Genomic DNA, 20,020 nt, shown 5'->3' with positions numbered 1-20,020 from the left:
AGCTTGCTTTAATAGCAGTTGTAAATAAACTAATAAAACAAGCTTATGCGATTGCTACAAAAAAAGAATATTATTCAGTATATAATTAACTAAAATAAATTTGGAAATAAACACAGTTCATTTCGACTAAAGGGAGAAATCACATATCGAAAATAGAATATTCTTTTATCAACTTTATGTGATTTCTCCCTTTGGTCGAAATGACACACTCGCTGAAAAAATTTTACTCCTTTGCTTCCACTTTAGCCCAAGTATCTCTTAAGCCAACCGTTTTGTTAAAAACTAATTTTTCTGCAGACGAATCTTTATCCACACAAAAATAACCCAAACGTTGAAATTGAAATTTATCTTCCGGTTGAGCAGTTTGTAAACTTGGTTCAAGATATCCGGTAATTACTTCCAAAGAATTGGGGTTGATGTAATTTTTAAAATCAACTTCTTTGTCACCATCCGGATTTTCGTGCGTAAATAATCGGTCGTAAATGCGAACTTCTGCTTCCACGGCATGCTGAGTTGAAACCCAATGAATGGTTCCTTTTACTTTGCGTTGACTGGCTTCTGTGCCACTACCCGACTTCGAATCCACATCATAGGAAGCGTGAATTTCGGTAATATTTCCATCTTTATCTTTGATTACATTTTCCCCTTTGATGATGTAAGCATTTTTCAAACGCACTTCTGTTCCCAACGTTAAACGGAAAAATTTCTTATTAGCTTCTTCTTGAAAATCTTCTCTTTCGATGTATAATTCTTTTGAAAAAGGCACTTTTCTATACGTCAAGACTTCTTCTTCCGGATTGTTTTCAGCATCCAACCATTCTTCTTGACCATCCGGATAATTGGTAATGACTAATTTTATCGGATTCAAAACAGCCATCACACGAGGAGCAGTTTTATTTAAATCTTCGCGAACGCAGAATTCCAAAAGCGATACATCAATTAAATTGGTTCGTTTAGCAATACCAATTGTTTTGGCAAAATTCCGAATGGAAGTCGGCGTGTAACCACGTCTTCGCATACCGGAAATAGTACTCATTCTTGGATCGTCCCAAGCGGTTACGTGACCTTCTTGAACCAATTGTAGCAACTTTCGTTTACTTACAACTGTGTGAGAAAGGTTTCTTCTCGCAAATTCTCGTTGTTTCGGACGAACTTTATTCGCATCATAAATTTGATCTAAAAACCAATCGTATAATTCTCTGTGTGGTAAAAATTCCAGCGTACAAAGCGAATGTGAAATTCCTTCGATATAATCACTTTCACCGTGAGCCCAATCATACATTGGATAAATGCACCAATTGTCGCCTGTTCTGTGGTGATGTTTATGTAAAATTCGATACATCAACGGATCACGCATCAACATATTCGTAGAAGCCATATCAATTTTGGCACGTAAAACGTGAGTTCCTTCAGGAAATTCTCCGTTTTTCATACGCTCAAAAAGATCTAAATTTTCTTCAACTGAACGGTTTCTAAATGGACTATTGGTTCCTTCTTGAGTAGGTGTTCCTTTTTGTTTTGCCATTTCTTCAGAAGATTGACTATCTACGTAGGCTTTGTCTTTTTTGATAAATTCAACCGCCCAATCATATAATTCCTGAAAATAATCAGACGCATAGCGTTCTTCAGCCCATTGAAAACCAAGCCATTGCACATCGCGTTTGATAGCATCTACATATTCTTGTTCTTCTTTGGCGGGATTAGTATCATCAAAACGCAAATTCACCGGCGACTGATAATCAATACCTAATCCAAAATTCAAACAAATAGAACTGGCGTGACCTACGTGAAGATACCCGTTTGGTTCCGGTGGAAAACGAAAACGAAGTTTGTCTTTAGCAAAACCATTCTTTAAATCTTCTTCGATAATTTGTTCAATAAAATTGAGCGACTTTTCTTCTGACATAATCAATAAAATGAGTGACAAAAATACGGAAAAAATTACCTATTTGCCGTAAATGATTTTTTAAAAAAATTCATCCAAAATGTTGTTCTGTTTCTAAATAATCGACCAACTACATTTGTCGTTACGGTTTTCAATACAGGCAATTACGGTTTTCCGCAAAACTGCTTACCGTTCATCGATTTTAATGTTAATTTTAATTCACCATCTAAATATTTATATACTTTTAGTGAAACAAAATTCAAAAACAGATAGAAAATAGAAAACCATTTATCGTTTTTTTCGTAATTAAATGTAGTGTAGTGCCTATTTAAATTACAAAATAACAATCGATTGCTTTTGGGGTAAAAGCAATCCAACATAAAGAATGTTTTATGGTTTGGAAAACTACCCCAAGAAAATTATTTTTTTCTTCTTTGTTTTTGATGTTGCTCAACGGCATCGGAAATGGGTATGCCCAAACGATAGTCATCGGAACTCCTTCTCTAGGATTCACGCAAGCTTGTGCTTCACAAGGATTTAATTTATACAATCTTAGTTTTACTTTTTTTCCGGTTTCCAACGTTCAGGCCGGAAATCAATTTATCGTGGAACTTTCTGATGCTTCCGGAAACTTTGGTTCTGCAACGACATTAACGACTTCTACAAGTGTAACATCTCCGGTAAATGTTTCTTTTGCCATGCCAACAACGGTGGCGGGAGAATCTTACAGAATTAGAGTTAGAAGCACAGCTCCGGCAGTGACAAGTCCAAATAGTGTTGCTTTTTCGGCTTATTATGCGGTTCACAATCAGCCTTTTTCCATCAACAATAATTCAGGGACAGTCTCTTTTTGCGAAGGAGGAAATACAACCTTACAAGTTGATAACACAGGTACTTCGGCTTCTCCATTATTCTATTCCGGTTTATCCTATAAATGGTTTCGTAATTTTGCTGAAGTTGCTGGGGCAACCGGTTCTTCACTAACCGTAACCCAATCCGGAAATTATTATGCTATTGTAGATTATGGAAGTTGTGTGATGAATTCCTATTCTAATATTGTTACCGTAAATGTAACTACAGGAATCAATTTATCAATTTCTTCTGCCGGTAACGTAGATTATATTTGTAATGGAACGCCAAGACTTTTAACATCTTCACATCAAAATACAGGTTACGTTTACCAATGGTATAAAGATAATGTTGCAATTTCGGGAGCAACCGGACCAACATATAATGCTGCACAAGAAGGAACTTACAAGTTAAGAATTACTTTTGGTGGTTGTGTTTTTGAATCGAATACTATCTTTTTAGAATTAATTCAATTGGAAGCGGATTGGAATGTAGATGCAACTGAGGTCTTAATTCCGGGTGAACAACTTCAAATTAATTCGGTTAATAATGCAACAACACCTACTTATCAATGGAGAAAAGATAACATAGTTATAGCAGGTGCAACTACGGCCAATTATACTGTTACTCAACCCGGCACCTATCAATTAACGGTAACGGAAACTCAAGGTTGCACGATTTCTGAGCAATTGACGGTTGTGGTACAATATCCAATTGGGTTTACGGTAACTATTCAAAATTCCGGCGATTATCAATCGTGTAATGTGACAACTTCTACTTTGTCATTAAATTCAATCATTGCTCAAACCACAAGCGGAAATGTTCCTGTTACACTACCAAATTCAAACTTTTCATACCAATGGTTATTAAATAATGCACCAATTGCAGGAGCTACCGGAACAACTCATACCATTAATAATGCATCGGAAAACGGATCGTATAAATTACGAGTTTCCATTCCAACTTTTGCTCCTACTGAATCAAATGCCATTTCAATTGCTTTGCAACTTCCAACACCGGTGCTATCTGCTGTTGGAAGTTTGTGTGGAACCAATACCGTTCAATTAAACAGTTCAGTAACCAACAGTGTTTTTACCTATAAATGGTATAGAAATAATACGTTGATTACCGGAGCAACGCAGCCAAGTTATACTACTAACCAAGCAGGAAATTATCATTTGGTGATTTCGTATGGAGCTTGTTCGGTTACTTCAAACACGTTGAATTTAGAACAAAACAGTATTACAGCAAGCTTGAATTTAACGGCAACATCAATTATCATTCCCGGTGAAACCAAAACCTTAACAGTGACAACTAACGCTGTAAACCCAACATTTGAATGGTTTAGAAATAACGCTATAATTTCCGGTCAAACAAGTTCATCAATCAATGTAACACAAAATGGTATTTACAAAGTAATTGTGACTCAAACTACAGGTTGCAATGCAACGCAAGAAGCTGTTTCCGAATTAGTTTATCCGGATTCTTTCAACGTGACAATTGCAGCAAACGCTGGTTATTTACCTTGTGAAAGTGACCAAGCAACGTTGTCAATTGCAAACTTTAACGCGGTTAATTCTTCCGAAACAATGTCGATTTTAAACAATTCATTCGGATATGTATATGAATGGTTTAAGGATGGAGAATTAGTACTTTCATCCTCTACTACAACTTATAACATTGCTTCGTATTTAGAAAATGGTTTGTATGAATTACGCGTTTCCATTCCTGGTTTTAGTGTCATTATTTCAAATGTTGTAGAAATAAAATTAGGCATATCAGATGATTTTACTTTATCAACCGAAGGTGCTTTATGTGAATCGGGTGGAAGTGTCACTTTATCATCAGATATCACAAATCCGAATTATATTCTAACGTGGTTTTCTATCGAAAATGACTCAGAAATCGGTACCGGAAATTCAATTACCGTAACTGAACCCGGAAATTATTTTATGACGATTGATTTTGACGGATGTTCGTATTCTTCCAACACAATGGTTGTTGAAATCGTCACAACAGACGGAATCACTTTAAACATAGCCGATGCCATTACTGTCATTCAAGGCGGTTCAACCGAAGTAATTGCTAGTGGAGTTGATAATTACACTTGGTATTTAAATGATGAAATCATTGCAACCGGAAACACATTTTTTGTCTCAGAAGCCGGAACATATACAATCATCGGAACCATAGGAGATTGTGAATTCACTAAAACATTCACTGTAACAGTGGTTGAAAATACCAGCATTGTTGTGCCAAATGTAATTACGATAAATAGCGATGGAATTAATGATTTTTGGTCAATTCCAAATGAATATGTGAACAAAGAAGACGTAGAAGTAATTATTTATTCACCAAAAGGAAAAGTGGTTTTCAGAGCGAGAAATTATCAAAATAACTGGCCAAATTCAGCTTTAGAATATGCCAAAACAGAACCTGTTTTTTATTATACCATTTCTGAAAATGACGAAATTATTAAACGAGGTTCTATTACCGTAATCGAATAAACATGCTAAGAAAGTTCGTAATACTATTTACAGGATTTGTGTTTGCTAATTTGCAAGCACAAGATGCTCCTGTTTTGACGTTTACGATACCTACGCAAAACACTTTGTTATTGAATCGATTTATGATGAATCCGACATTTTCAGTGGTTCGTGAAAATGATTCATACCTCACACTTTACCACAGAAATCAATGGATTCAATTTGATGATTCACCGGAATTATATATGCTTTCTTATTCCGGAAAACACGGCGAAAGAGCAGGAGTAGGGATTGGAATTTATCAACAAAATTTAGGAATCATTACCAGTTTTGGTGGAGTAGGAAACTACGCTTATCAAATTCCGATTCGTGAAAAAATAAAGTTGACACTAGGTTTCAACATCGCTTATTACAACAGTGGTGTGGATCGAAATAGAGCCGTAACCAACGAACCTGATCCGGCCATTTTGGCGTTGCGAAACAATTCGATTTTAACCGTAAAACCGGGTTTGAATGTAACCTGGGGAAGTTTTGACTTTGGAGTTTATGCTGAAAATTTTGTGGATTATGATTTTAAATCTAGCGAAATGGTTCAGGATTATTCGCAAAAAACCTATACCGGACATGCGATGTATCATCATCAAATGCAAAATCAGGAAGGGTTGTTTGAAAATGGTTTTTTCAGATTAATAGCCCGAGGAAAAATGAATCAGACGGATGATTTTGTGTACGGCGGTTCGGTAATTACCAACTTTCCAAATTTAGGTTGGGTGCAAGCCGGAATTGATGATTTTTTTGGAGTGAACATTGGCGTTGGAGCTCATTTTACTAAAAAATTGTCTTTAGGTTATACATATGAAAGAGTTATAAACGATGGCTTAGTGAATTTTGGCCCAACCCACGAAATTACACTTTCGTATCGATTTGCGGGAAAAGGGAGCGAAGAAACAAACAACAGAAAATCATCAAAAAGAAAATCTACAGCGGTTGTTAAAAAGCCAAAAGTGTTAAAGGAAACAGAAGAATTTGAAGAAGAATACGAGGATGAATTTACTGAAGAGGAATATGAAGACATGGCCGAAGAACCAATTGTCGTTGAACCTGCTCCAAAGAAGAAAAAATCGGTTTTGAAAAAGAAAAAACCATCAAAAGCCATTGCCGGTGTTGAAAAGGAAGAAGAATACGATAAGGAGGAAAATGAAGAAATGAAATCCTATAACAAAGACATTGAAATTGAAAAATTAAAAATGACGTTAGATGAAAATCATTTAAAACTATTGGAAATTATAATCAAACAAGATTCGATTGAAAATATGAAGAAAGCCGATTTTGAAAAACGTATTGAAAACATGATGCAATACATCGAACGATTAGAAACAACCATTGCCGAAAAAGATTGCAATTGTGAACCAAAAACAACTGTTGTTACAGAGGAAAAAACGGTAGAAACTACAACAAAAACAACTATAAAAAATGGTGAAACAGTTGTTGTGAAAGAAGATAAAAATGATTTGAACAGCAAATTATCCGCTATGAAATCATCAACTAAAAAAGAAGAAATTAAATTACCAACCAAAAAAAATAATTCAAAAAATACAGAATTGGAAGCAAAAATTTCCAAACTCAAAAAAGAAGAACCAAAAACAAATACCAATTCAAAATTTTCCTTAACCGATGAAGAAATCAAAGAGTATTATTCCAGACTGACCGACAAAAAGAGAGCTACAGCCAAAAAAGGAAACTTTTTACAGGTAGCGAATCAAGAACCCGGATTTTACATTATTTCCAATGTTTTCTCCGAACCTGCTTTTGCTGATGAATTTATCAACAAATTAAAAAAGCGAGGAATTACAGCCAATTATTTTATTAACCCAAAAAACAATTTCAGGTATGTTTATTTAAAAAAACATTCAGAATGGAGTGAAGCCCTAATCTCCTATTATACGAATGTTGACAACACCTACTTTGATGAAATTTGGATCATGAACATTAACATAAAATAAACACCCCAAAATGAAAACGCCCCAAATACCACAATTAAAAACAATCTTCCTACTCGGTTGTTTTTTGCTAGTGAGCTTGGCCACCTATGCCCAAGTTCCCGTTCCTTTTACGGTTCGTTATGAACGAAATTTAAAGGGAGATATGACTTTAATTTCTAATGGAATTGTGAATAGACAAACCAATTCAAACGGTCCAAATGCTCCGTATAATGATACCGGAAATGCATCAGTGTTCAATGATAATCTCAATATGCAATATATTGATATTGATGGAGATACTTCTACCTTTAGTTCAAGTAGTGCAACTTTAACGCTTCCTGCAAGCGGTTGTAATAAAATTGTATATGCCGGTTTATATTGGTCGGCAACCTATCGTTTTAACAACGGTTTTTCAACTTCTCCGGGAGATGGAGACAACATCCGCGAAAATGATTTTAACCAAGTTAAATTAAAATTACCGGGAGGAACTTATCAAGACATTACCGGTCAACTGATTTTCGACGGATTTACAAGTCCTGATTTTGTTGCTAATAGTCCGTATGCCTGCTATGCTGATATTACTTCTTTAGTTACCGGTTTAACTAATCCGGAAGGAGAATACACCATAGCAAACATACGTGCAACACAAGGATTTGTTAATGGAGGAGGAGTTTCGGGTGGTTGGACCATTTTCTTTGTATATGAAAATCCAACCATGACCGGAAAATTTATTACCGCTTATGATGGATTTGCCGGAGTGCGAGCTACAATTGGTCAAACAGATATTAACTATTCCGGTTTTACTACTTTGCCACCACCTTTTCCTGTTCGGGCTAAACTTGCATCAGCTGCTTTGGAAGGCGACAACCGTATTACCGGTGACCAACTTTTATTTAGAGCGGCTTCGAATGCAACTTTTACTGCTTTAGGAAACACGCTAAATGCAACAAATAATTTTTTCAACAGTAGATTAACATTAGACAATATTGATTTTCTGAACAGAGTGCCAAACAGTTTAAATACGCTTGGATATGATGGCGATATCATCAATGTTGCCAACCCTTTAAATAGTGTAATTCCGAATAATGAAACAGCGGCAACATTACGAATAACCTCAACACAAGATACTTACTTTATGTTCTTCAATGCTTTTAACATTGAAGTCATAGAACCGGATATTAAATTAGTAAAAACAGTCGAAGATTTAGCAGGAAACGACATCGGTGGGGCTGATGTTAACCTGGGGCAATTCTTAGATTATGTTGTTACTTTTCAAAATGTGGGTAATGATGATGCTACGAATGCAACAATTCGTGACATATTACCAATCAACACTAGTTTTATTTCAGTGGATTTAAGTGGAGCTCCCGGGGTAACCTTCACTCATGATCCTGGATTAGACGAATTGGTATTTACTATACCCAATAATTTAGTAGAAATAGGCGATCCTATTTATACTATTCGCATACGAGTTCAAGTAGCTACAACGTGTAGTGAATTAGAAGATGCGTGTTCGAATTTAATTCAAAATCAAGCCTATACAACCTATAGAGGAGTATTAAATAGCAATTGGATATCAAATGATCCAAGTTTTGCCGGACTAGACAGTTGTGGATTTGGTCAACCCGGTCCGGCAAACTTCTTGGTTGATATTGACGATTGTATATTTTCATCAGAAGCTTATTTGTGTGGAACAAGTTTACTTTTAACTGCCGCTAATGGATATGACACTTATACTTGGTATAATAGTAACGGTGCGGTTATTGGAAATACACAATCCATTACTGTTTCTGCTGTAGGAACCTATACAGTTGTGAATACTGCACCTCCACCATGTATTGGTATTACTCAAACGTTTAATGTATTGTTGTTTGGAGCAACTCAAACCAATCCGGTTATTCCGTTTGCAGATCAAGTAGTAACTTGTCCAAATAATGGGGAACAATTACCTTATATTTTCTTATGCGGAACCAATGATAGCCAACTCATTCAAACCGGAATTAGTGATGCTACGAGTATTATTTGGGAAGTATTAAATGAAGCTAGTTGTCCTGCTGTAGGAATTGCGAATTGTGCCAACAATAATCCTTCTTGTCAATGGAATCAAGTAGGAACAGGTGCCAATTTTAATGTAACAACCGCCGGACAATATCGCTTGACTATCAACTATCAAGATGGCTGTTTTACGCGTTTTTACTTTAATGTTTACACGAATTTATTAGACATTCAATATGTAACAACTAACATACTTTGTAATACGCCGGGAAGCATAACGATTACGAATCTTCCGTCGGATTATCAATTTCAATTGGTTGATCAAACGACCGGAAATATTTTAGTTCCTTACCAAAATAATCCTGTGTTTACTATTTCAGATGCAGGAGTTTATACGGTTCAAGTAACACAAATTGGCGTGACAGATGGTTGCGTTTTCGAACTACCAAACATCGGAATTCAAGAAAATGATTTTCAAGTAAATTTGATACCAGAAAACACCAATTGTAATGGTTTTGGGAGTATTCGCGTGCAAGCTAGCGGAGCACAACCGCAGTATCAATTTAGTATCACCAATCCAATTTCTGCCACAAGCGGATGGGTTGTTGATAACGATTATACTTTCAATAACTTAAATCCAGGAACTTATACCGTTACAGTTGTTACAGAAGATGGTTGTTCATTTACCGGATCTGTAACAATTGAAGACCAAAATAATTTGGCCGTAGTAGCTAACATTACGCAAAGTATTGGTTGTAATGAAGGTGAAATTACAGTAATTGGTTCAGGTGGAAATCCTCCGTATTCGTATGCAATTGGAACGATTGATGGAGTGGCTCAAAACCCAACTTCAGGTGATTTTCAGCCGGAAAATACTTTTGTAATTACAACTCCGGGAACATATACTTTTATTGTTGTTGATGGAAATAACTGTAGTGCCACTTCTAATCCGGTAACAATTACAATTACACCGGATGTTGTTTTTACAACTTCGACTCAAGATGTTTTATGTAATGGTGGTTCAAATGGAATAATCACTTACACCGTTACAAACACGAATGGTTTTCAAGTAACGTATCAATTGCTTGATGAAAACGGAAACATCATTAGTACCAATAATTCAGGTGTTTTCAACAATTTACCAGCTGGTGATTATACGGTTGTGATGATTCAAACTCAAGGAAGTACTGTTTGTGATTTTTCAACCGACTTTTCAATAACTGAACCAACGCCAATGACCGGTGTTGCAGAAATCACTGAAAATTATACTTGTGTTACTAATGCGGGAACGATTAACATTGTTCCGGGTAGTATCACTGGTGGAACTGCTCCGTATCAATTTAGTATTGATGGTGTGAATTTTGTTTCTTCTTCGGAATTTGCCAATTTAACTTCAGGAAATTACACCATCTATATTCAAGATGCGAATGGATGTATTTTTACAACCAATACCATTTCTTTAGTTGCACCCAATCAATTAACCGATTTAACTTTTAATGCAACAGCATTAACTTGTCCGGCACAAAATGCAACGGTTACAGTTACCATCGTTGGCGGAACAGCTCCGTTTACTTATCAAATTATTGCTCCTGCAGGACAAACCGTAAATAACGGAACTAATCCTGTATTTACTGGATTAACTGCTGGAACATACACGTTTGAAGTAACTGATAGTAATGGTTGTACGTATCAAGAAACTTACACCATCAATCCATTACCCATTATTGATGTAATTGGTCAAACGATTAGCAATGTGGTTTGTTTTGGAGCTTCAAATGGAGCTGTTACTTTTACTGTAACCAATTCAAATCCATACAATTACCAAATCGTAAATAGTGCGAATACGGTTGTGGTTTCTGCCAATAATTCAAATTTATCGACTATTTCGCTAACAGGTTTAACAGCTTCGACGTATACGATAACAGTGACAGATACCGTTACTAATTGTACTGACTCAGCAACTGCTATTGTTCAAGCACCAAGTAGTGCGTTGGCTTTCACAATTGTTGCTAATCAAATCAGTTGTAATTCCAACGGAAGTGTAATCATTACAGCTAACGGCGGATGGGGAAGTTATCAATACCAACTTACTCAACCCAATGGGGGAGTGGTTGGACCTCAATCGAATGCCACGTTTACAAATTTAACTCAAACCGGAACCTATACGATTTCGGTAAATGATATAAACGGTTGTGTTGTGAGCAACACATTCAACCTAACTACGCCAACAAATCCTGTTGCTGTAATTGCATCGTCATCCGATTTATGTTTTGACGCTAATGGGGCTACATTAGTAATTGCAGTGACGGGTGGTGTAGTTCCTTATACGTATAGTATCAATGGAAATCCATCACAAAATTCAAACACATTTGCCAATTTAACTCCGGGAAGTTATACGGTGGTTGTTACGGATGTGAATGGATGTACTTCAACTGTTTCACAAACCATTCAACCTGAATTAACAGGCGATTTATCATTAACCAAAGGTTTGGACTGTACCGCTTCACCAAATGCTCAAATTTCAGCTGCAATCGCTGGCGGATTAGCTCCGTTTACCTATCAAGTTTCTTTCAATGGTGGAGCATTTGGATCATCCACGAATGTGGTAGGAACAAACTTTGTATATTCAACTGCGAATGCCGGAAATTATCAATTTTTGATAACCGATGCACAAGGCTGTACTTTTACAAGTCAAACTATCACTGTTGAACCTTTGACATTACCTGAAATTACTTCTGTCGTAGAATTACAAGGAATTTTATGTAATGGCGGAAACGAAGGAGAAATTCAAATCAATACTAACAATGCGGTTGGATTAGCTCCATTTGCTTTTGAAGTAATCAATACCTCTACAGGTGTAAATTACGGAACTCAAACATCTGGTTTAACAGCAGGAAATTATCAAATTACGTTAACGGATGCTAATTCGTGTACCGATACAGCATCAATTACGTTAACACAACCCAATCCGATTGTTTTCACAATTTCTACTGTAGATATTACGTGTAACAATCCGGGTGGTACTTCTTATGGTGAAATAATCGTGCAAGGTGTAGCCGGTGGAACAGCTCCATATACTTATATTTTAAATAATAATTTTGGATTTATTGATTCTTATACTCCGGTAACCAATGAAAATCATTCCTTCCAAATTTTAAATTTTGGAATTTACAATGTAGAAGTAATTGATGCCAACGGATGTGTATTTATAGTGGATGAAATTATCATCGCTTCACCACCAAGTGATTTGATTATTGATGTTTCTGCTTCCACTGCAGACTGTATAAATGGTGGAACAGCAGTCATTACAGTTACTTCTGCAGTAAGTAGTGGTTCCTATGAGTTTGCAATATTAGAAACCAATACCTTACCTTATTCCACAAACTACCAACCGGCAGATGCTGGAACACCGGAAACTTCCACGTTTACAGGATTAGTTCCGGGGGTAACGTACACCTTTGTAGTACACGATTTAATAACCGATTGTTATTATTTTAAAACTGCTGATACACCAATTAACACCCCATCCAATTTAACTTCAGTGATAGATGTGGTTGGAAATGTTAGTTGTACGGGAAGTAATGATGGTTTTGTGAATTTTACTTTCAACAATTATGATGCTACTGCCACAAGTGTTTCCTACGAGGTGTTTAACTATCAATCGAATAATTCTACCGGAATTACAGGAATATCTTCACCTCTTGGCGGACCAATTTCTGTTACAAATCTTGGCCCATTAGCTCCAGGAATTTATTATATTTTATTTACAGAAAATGGTGGAACGTTAACCGGATGTAGTAGTGCGTCAGTACCATTCACTATATCTCAATCAACTAATTTATTACAAGTAACCGCAAATATTACTCGTAATGACAACTGTTTGAATAACCGAGGAAGAATCACTGCAATAGGCCAATTTGGAACAGCTCCTTATCAATATCAATTGGTAATTGCGGGTAATCCAGCTCCAACAATTGCAACTTGGGCGGGAAATGCAACCAATATTTTCAATGTGGAAGGTGGAAATTATGTGGTGTATATTCGAGATGCCAACGGATGTATTCAATCGGCACCAGTTTTTGTTCCAACAGATCCTTCTCCACAAATTGCTGCTGCTGTAACCAATTTATGTACAGCTGCTCAAGGCGATTTCACCATTGAAGTAACGTTAATAACTGCCGGAATTGCTCCTTATACATTTAGTTTAAACGGCGGAACTTTCCAAGCACAAACAGTTCCAACATTTACTTATACTAATTTAAACTCAGGAAATTATTCAATTAGAGTGAGAGATTTTAATGGATGTATCCACACTGTAAACCTTATCATTCCTGCTCCATTGAACTTAACTCCGGCAATTACAGCTCAAACTTCTTGTGCTAATAATGATGGAATTATTACCGTAACTCCTTTCGGCGGAAGCGGAACTTTTACTTATGAACTACAAAACAATGTAGGTGGTGTAATTGTTGCGGCTCAAGCTTCTTCGGTATTCAACGGATTGGCTTCAGGGAATTATGTGGTGGTAATAAATGACACAACCACAGGCTGTTCGGCTCAAGCTCAAATTGAATTAGAGCCTGCAACTCCTGTAACTTTTACGACTGTTCACAATGATGTAAGTTGTAATGGCGGAAATGACGGAAGTATTACCGTGACTTTACCGGCATCCAACGATAACCCGATTTATACGTATGTTTTAACAGATGGTGTAAATGCTCCAATTTCTCAAAACAATGGCGTTTTCACAGGATTAGTGGCTGGAAATTATACGATTACTGTGACTTCCGCCAGAGATTGTTCGTTACAAGAAATCATTGTAATTGATGAACCGGCTTTATTAACAGTTGCTGCAACGGCTAACGATTTTGCTTGTGATGTTTCCAATGTGGTTCAAACCACAACCATTACAGCCACAGCCAATTTTGGAACAGCTCCATATGTTTACAGCATTAACGGAACGAATTTCTTCGCATCCAACACATTTACAATTGTAGATAATGGAAGTGTTCAAAACATTACAGTTACTGTTCGCGACGCTAATAACTGTTTGGCAACAAGTGTTGTAAACATCAATCCATTACCAATCATTACTGCAGTTACTGCAACAACGGTAACAAATTTAACTTGCACCAATGACGGAACAGTTCAAATTAGTGTAACTGGCGGTTCTAGTGATTTCACTTTTGAATTATTACCACAAGGAAGTCAGCCTGCCATCACACCAGGAAGTGGTGTTTTCAGTGCTAACTTTACGTTAACTGAGCCTGGAACCTATACTTTCCAAGTAACTGACAACGAAACAGGATGTTATTTTATAACTGCTCCTTATACAATTGCTCCTTTTGATACCATCGAAGCAACTATAATCAACTCATCTGCAGTTACTTGTTTTGGCGATACAGATGGAACTATAACCGTAAATATTTTAGGTTATGTTGGAAATGTAACCTATGATGTTATTGATATTCAAGGAAATACGGTTGCTTCCGGGAGCGGAAATACGGCTATAAATCCATTTATCGTTACAGGATTATCAGGTGGAAATTATCAAGTGGTTGTAACAGCTACCGATACACCTTTTTGTGCAGCAACATCCAACTTTGCAGTCGTTTCTTCTCCAAGTGAGCCTTTGGTTTTAGCAGCGAATGAAACGGCAAATGTAACGTGTACAAATAACTTAGGTGAAATTTTTGCCAATGCAACCGGCGGATGGGGAGCGTATCAATATGAATTGGTTAACAACACGACTTCAACAACTGTTCAACCTTTTGGAGCCAATTCCTTATTTACAGGATTAACCGCCGGAAATTATACGGTTTCTGTGCAAGATGCCGGAGGATGTTTAGTAAGTTCTACTGTAATTTTGGTTCAACCGAGTTTAATTTCAGCTAATCTTACTTCTACCAATACTAATTTACTTTGTAATGATGATACAAATGCTTCTGTAACGGCAGCAAATGTAACAGGAGGACAAGGAACGTATCAATATATTTTGAATACATATGATTCAACCGGAACTACGATTGTAACCAGTTCATCAGGACAAACAAGTCCAACTTTTAATGGATTAGGTGCGGGAATTTATAGCATCACCATCACAGACGGATGGAATTGTAATTTTACAACTAACGTAATCACTATAACTGAGCCAACAATTGTAGTAGCTTCATTAACGTTAACAAGTTCATTAACTTGTACAAATGATGCGGTCATCACTGTTTCTGCTTCGGGTGGAACGGCTCCTTATCAATACAGTACAGACGGAATTACTTTTACCAACACAACGGTTTACAATGTTGGTCCAGGAACGTATCAGTTTTATGTTAGAGATGCCAACAATTGTGCCGTAGTTCAAACCAATCAAATTACAATAGAAACTATTCCTGATTTAGAATTGAATTTGAATTTAAACAGTGCCAACATCAACTGTTTTGGAGAAAGTACTGCAACTATTATTGCTAATACAACAGGTGGTTTAGGAAATTATAGTTACACCCTTTTAGATGGTGCGAATAACGTAATTGCCGGTCCACAAAGTAGTGGAATGTTTACCAATCTTCCATCTGGGAATTATATAGTTGAGGTGGTTAGTGTAGATTGTAATGCGGTTTCATCTGTTATTCAAATTACCGATCCGCAAGAATTGATGATATCAAACTTAACTGTTAATAATGTTTTATGTAACGGTGGTGAAAATGGAAGTGTTTCCATCCAAACCACTGGCGGAACAGGAACAGTTCAATATGCGATTTCACCTAACTTAAATCAATTTTTCAACACCGGAACATTCAATAATTTAGCTCCGGGGAATTATGATATTATCGTTCAAGACCAAAACGGTTGTTTCATTATATTGGATGTTGAAATCACAGAACCTGCTCCATTAGCAGCTGATGTTGATTTAACCACAGTCGTTCAAAACTTATGTTTAGGTGATAATGACGGTTCGTTTACCGTTCTAATCACCGGCGGAACAGCTCCATATTCTACCAGTTTGAATAACCAAGATCCAAGTGCTTTTGTTGAAGGACAATTATCGTTCTCAGGATTAACAGGAGGAACTGATTATTTCATCTTCGTAAAAGATGCCAATGGTTGTGAAACCATTGCGTATATCTTCTTAGATGCTCCGGTAGAAGTAATTCCTGCCATCGAATCAGTTGTTTATAATTGTACTGGAAATGTACCGGGTAACATTGTAACTGTTTCTGTCAATGCTTCAGCAGTTGGAAATGTTCAATATGCTTTGGATGGTGGAACGTATCAAGCTTCAAATGTGTTTGTGAATGTCCCAGCCGGAAATCATACTATTTCTGTTCAACACACTAACGGTTGTACCAAAACAGTTGATGTGAATATCGATGACAATCAACCATTGAATGCAACTTTATCAGCAGTTCAAAACGTACTTTGTAACGGAGATTCAACCGGAAGTGTAACCATTGATGTAACCGGAGGAACAGGAACAATTGAATATGCGATTTCGCCTAACTTAACCACATTTACAACCAACAATGTGTTTTCTAATTTAGCAGCCGGAACGTATGATATTATTGTTAGAGATGGAATTGGATGTAGTGTTACGCAACAAGTTATCATCACTGAACCGACAGTTGTGACTTCAAGTGTTTCTGCTTTAGTACAAGAATTATGCACCGGTGACGGAAATGCAAGCATCACAATTGCTGTAAACGGCGGCGTTGCTCCTTATTCTACAAGTTTGAATAATCAAAATAACTTTGTAGCCAATCAATTTACGTATGCTAACTTAACTGGTGGACAAACCTATACCATTTTCATTCGTGATGCGAATGGTTGTATTTCATCCATTCCGGTAACGTTAGATGCTCCGGTTACTATTAATCCAACTGTTGATGTGACTTATATTTGTTCAGGCAATGTCGTTGGAAATACGGTTACCGTAAGTGTAAATGCAGCTGTTGAAAATGATGTAACCTATTCGTTAGATGGTGGAGCTTTCCAAGCATCAGAAACATTTAACAATGTTGCGGTTGGCAATCACACAATCAGAGTAAGACATGCTAATGGATGTGAACAACAAGTTCAGTTTACCATCAATCCATCCACACCGGTTCAAGCGGTATTTACACAAGTGGATGTAACTTGTCATGGTGAATCAACCGGTTCTTTTCAAGTATCTGCATCAGGAGGATCAGGTGTTTTAGAATTTGCCGTTTCACCTAACTTGACAGATTTTGGTCCAAACCAAACATTTACAAACTTACCAGCTGGAAATTATACCGTGATTGTTAGGGATGAAATTGGTTGTACTACCCAATTAAACATCACAATCAACCAACCAAACGCATTAAATGCTTCCTTAGTAACCATGTTCCCTGATTTATGTTCAGGAGATAATGTAGGAGCTATTGAAATATCCATCAATGGCGGAACAGCTCCCTATTCAACGAGCTTAAATAATGAGAACAACTATACCCCAAACCGTATTTTGTTTGAAAATTTAGCCGGTGGACAATCGTATACAATTTATGTAAGAGATGCGAACGGATGCGTAACAACATTGGAAGTTGATGTAGATGGTGGAATTACAATCGCTCCGGCAGCTAATATAGCGTATGGTTGTGTTGGCGATTCAGCCTTTAACACAGTAACAATTAAAGTTGTTCAAGAAGTTGAAACGGAAGTAACTTTCTCGTTAGACGGTGGTGCTTATCAAAATGGAAATGTGTTCACCAATTTATCAAATGGAAATCATACTGTAACTGTCCTTCATCAGGATGGTTGTTCGGAAACGGTTGGGTTTACCATTTCAAATTATACACCTATTGTTTTAACACTTACTGAAACCTATCAAAATCAGTTTACAGCTACAACAACCGGAGGAACAGGTGTTTACACCTACTATCTAAACGGTGTAAACTATGGTTACAATGATGTTTTCCAAGTTTTAGCTACCGGAACCTACACAGTGGTTGTGGAAGATGAAAACGGTTGTACTGCTGAAGCTCAAATTAACATGGAGTTTATCGACATCGATATTCCAAACTTCTTTACACCAAATGATGATGGTGATAACGATACGTGGGTTCCTGAAAATTTAGAAGGATTCCCAAAAGCACAAGTCGAAGTTTTTGACCGCTACGGAAGAATTATTACGCAATTTGGACACAAAGGCGAGTGGGATGGAACCTACAACGGATCACTGTTACCTACCGGTGATTATTGGTACACCATCACACTGGACGGCGGAAGACAATTTGTTGGAAACGTTACCCTTTACAGATAAAAAAATTAAAAAATACCAACTCCAAATTGCCACAAGTTTGGAGTTGGTTTAACCCAAAAACCTACAACCATGAAAAAAATAGCCCCATTTTTCATTTTGCTGGCCTTTCTAAACGGAAAAGCCCAGGAATTAAACCTACCATCTTTTACGCAATATTTAGCCGATAATCCTTTTTTGATTTCTCCGGTATATGCCGGAATCGGTGATAATGTAAAAATCAGAGCCAACGGATTTACACAATGGGTTGGAATCAAAGACGCACCCGAAAATATGTCGCTTGCTGCCGATATGCGAATTCACGATCAATCAGGAGTGGGTTTGTATTTGTATAGCGATAAGAACGGAAACACGCGTCAATCAGGAGCAAAAGTGAGTTTTGCTCACCACATTGTAATTGATAAATATGCAGAACAATTTGTTTCATTTGGAATTTCGTATGCTTTAAATCAGTTTCGAATTGAAATTGAAAATTTTACAGGTCAAGACATGGCAGTTACCGACGATAGAAGATTAACCAATCACAATGTAGATGTAGGTTTTTTGTATCGTAAAAACGGTTTCTACGGCAGTTTTACGGTTGCGAATTTATTAAACAAAAATGTAGATATTTTTAATGATGTTGAACCGCTGGAACTCCGTAATTATCAAGTTTTTTCCGGTTATAAATGGCGAAGTTCATCCAACAGTGATTTTGAAGTAGAACCTTCCGGATTTTTTCAATATTTTGAAAGTGATCAAAGATCGACTACCGATTTGAATTTGAAGCTTCGTTTTTATAACTTTGATGATTATTATTGGGCAGGCGTTTCCTATCGGTTTTTAAATGATCAATTGTTGGAGCCATTAAATATCGGTCCGATGTTGGGATTAAAAAGAAGTAATTTTTACTTCGCTTATTCCTATCAAATCACGCTCAACAAATTGGTGAATTACAATTCGGGTACGCACATGGTTACGCTTGGTATAGATATTTTCCAAGGCATCAGCAACTGTCCGTGTACTTATTAAAAACAACAAATGGGAACAATTAAATTACAAAACATCCGAACGTTTTCGTTTCATGGGTGTTTGATGGAGGAGAGCAAAATCGGCTCAGATTATTCAATTGATTTGGAAATTAAAACCGATATGCGAAAGTCGGCCACTTCAGATGAATTACACGACACGGTAGATTATGTTCACCTAAACAAAGTAGTGGTGGAAGAAATGGCCATTCGCTCTAAGTTATTAGAACATGTTGCTCACCGTATTATCAAACGCATTTTTGATGAAATTCCGGCTGTTTCACGTGTAATCGTTTCGGTTTCTAAACTCAATCCGCCTATTGGCGGGGATGTGGAAGCGGTTACGGTGGTGATGGAGGAGTATAGGAGTTAGAAGGTTGCGAGTTGAAAAGTTGCGGGTTACGGGTTTTCCTGCGTAAAATTGTCATCCTATGTTTGCAAGAGGAAGTTCTTTGAAAATTTTATAAATTTATTTCAACAGAAGAAAGAGAAAGATAAAAGCTATTTTGTGTCATTGGTCATTAGAGACTGTTCGTAATGCTAGTTCC

6 protein-coding genes are annotated in these 20,020 nt (G+C 36.8%); 5 read left to right on the top strand and 1 reads right to left on the bottom strand.

From position 1 onward, the window contains the following. Window positions 1–223 precede the first annotated feature (223 nt). A complete protein-coding gene (locus ACIQ0M_RS15515; RefSeq protein ID WP_396153868.1) occupies window positions 224–1,909 on the bottom strand; it encodes a glutamine--tRNA ligase/YqeY domain fusion protein in 1,686 nt (561 codons plus the stop codon). Between the two features lie 368 nt (window positions 1,910–2,277). Here ACIQ0M_RS15515 and ACIQ0M_RS15510 point away from each other — a divergent pair, with 368 nt between their 5' ends. The 5 genes from ACIQ0M_RS15510 to folB all read left to right on the top strand — a co-directional run bounded on the left by ACIQ0M_RS15510 (window position 2,278) and on the right by folB (window position 19,845). Then, complete coding sequence (locus tag ACIQ0M_RS15510; protein ID WP_396153866.1) at window positions 2,278–5,241, top strand: gliding motility-associated C-terminal domain-containing protein; 2,964 nt, start codon at window positions 2,278–2,280, stop codon at window positions 5,239–5,241. A 2-nt stretch (window positions 5,242–5,243) separates the two neighbouring features. Continuing rightward, on the top strand, window positions 5,244–7,223 hold the full coding sequence (locus tag ACIQ0M_RS15505) for a PorP/SprF family type IX secretion system membrane protein (RefSeq protein ID WP_396153864.1): 1,980 nt from the start codon (window positions 5,244–5,246) through the stop codon (window positions 7,221–7,223). 10 nt (window positions 7,224–7,233) lie between these two features. Continuing rightward, window positions 7,234–18,468 carry a T9SS type B sorting domain-containing protein gene (locus ACIQ0M_RS15500; RefSeq protein ID WP_396153862.1) on the top strand — a complete coding sequence of 3,745 codons (11,235 nt, stop codon included), beginning with the start codon at window positions 7,234–7,236 and terminating at the stop codon, window positions 18,466–18,468. Window positions 18,469–18,537: 69 nt separating this feature from the next. Continuing rightward, complete coding sequence (locus ACIQ0M_RS15495) at window positions 18,538–19,476, top strand: type IX secretion system membrane protein PorP/SprF (protein WP_396153860.1); 939 nt, start codon at window positions 18,538–18,540, stop codon at window positions 19,474–19,476. Between the two features lie 9 nt (window positions 19,477–19,485). Beyond that, window positions 19,486–19,845, top strand: a complete 360-nt coding sequence (gene folB / locus ACIQ0M_RS15490) for a dihydroneopterin aldolase (RefSeq protein WP_291092618.1) — start codon at window positions 19,486–19,488, stop codon at window positions 19,843–19,845. The last annotated feature ends 175 nt before the right edge of the window (window positions 19,846–20,020 follow it).

It is taken from the genome of Flavobacterium sp., assembly GCF_044339515.1.
Taxonomy (GTDB): Bacteria; Bacteroidota; Bacteroidia; order Flavobacteriales; family Flavobacteriaceae; genus Flavobacterium.
This window is presented reverse-complemented; position numbering and strand designations above follow the sequence as displayed.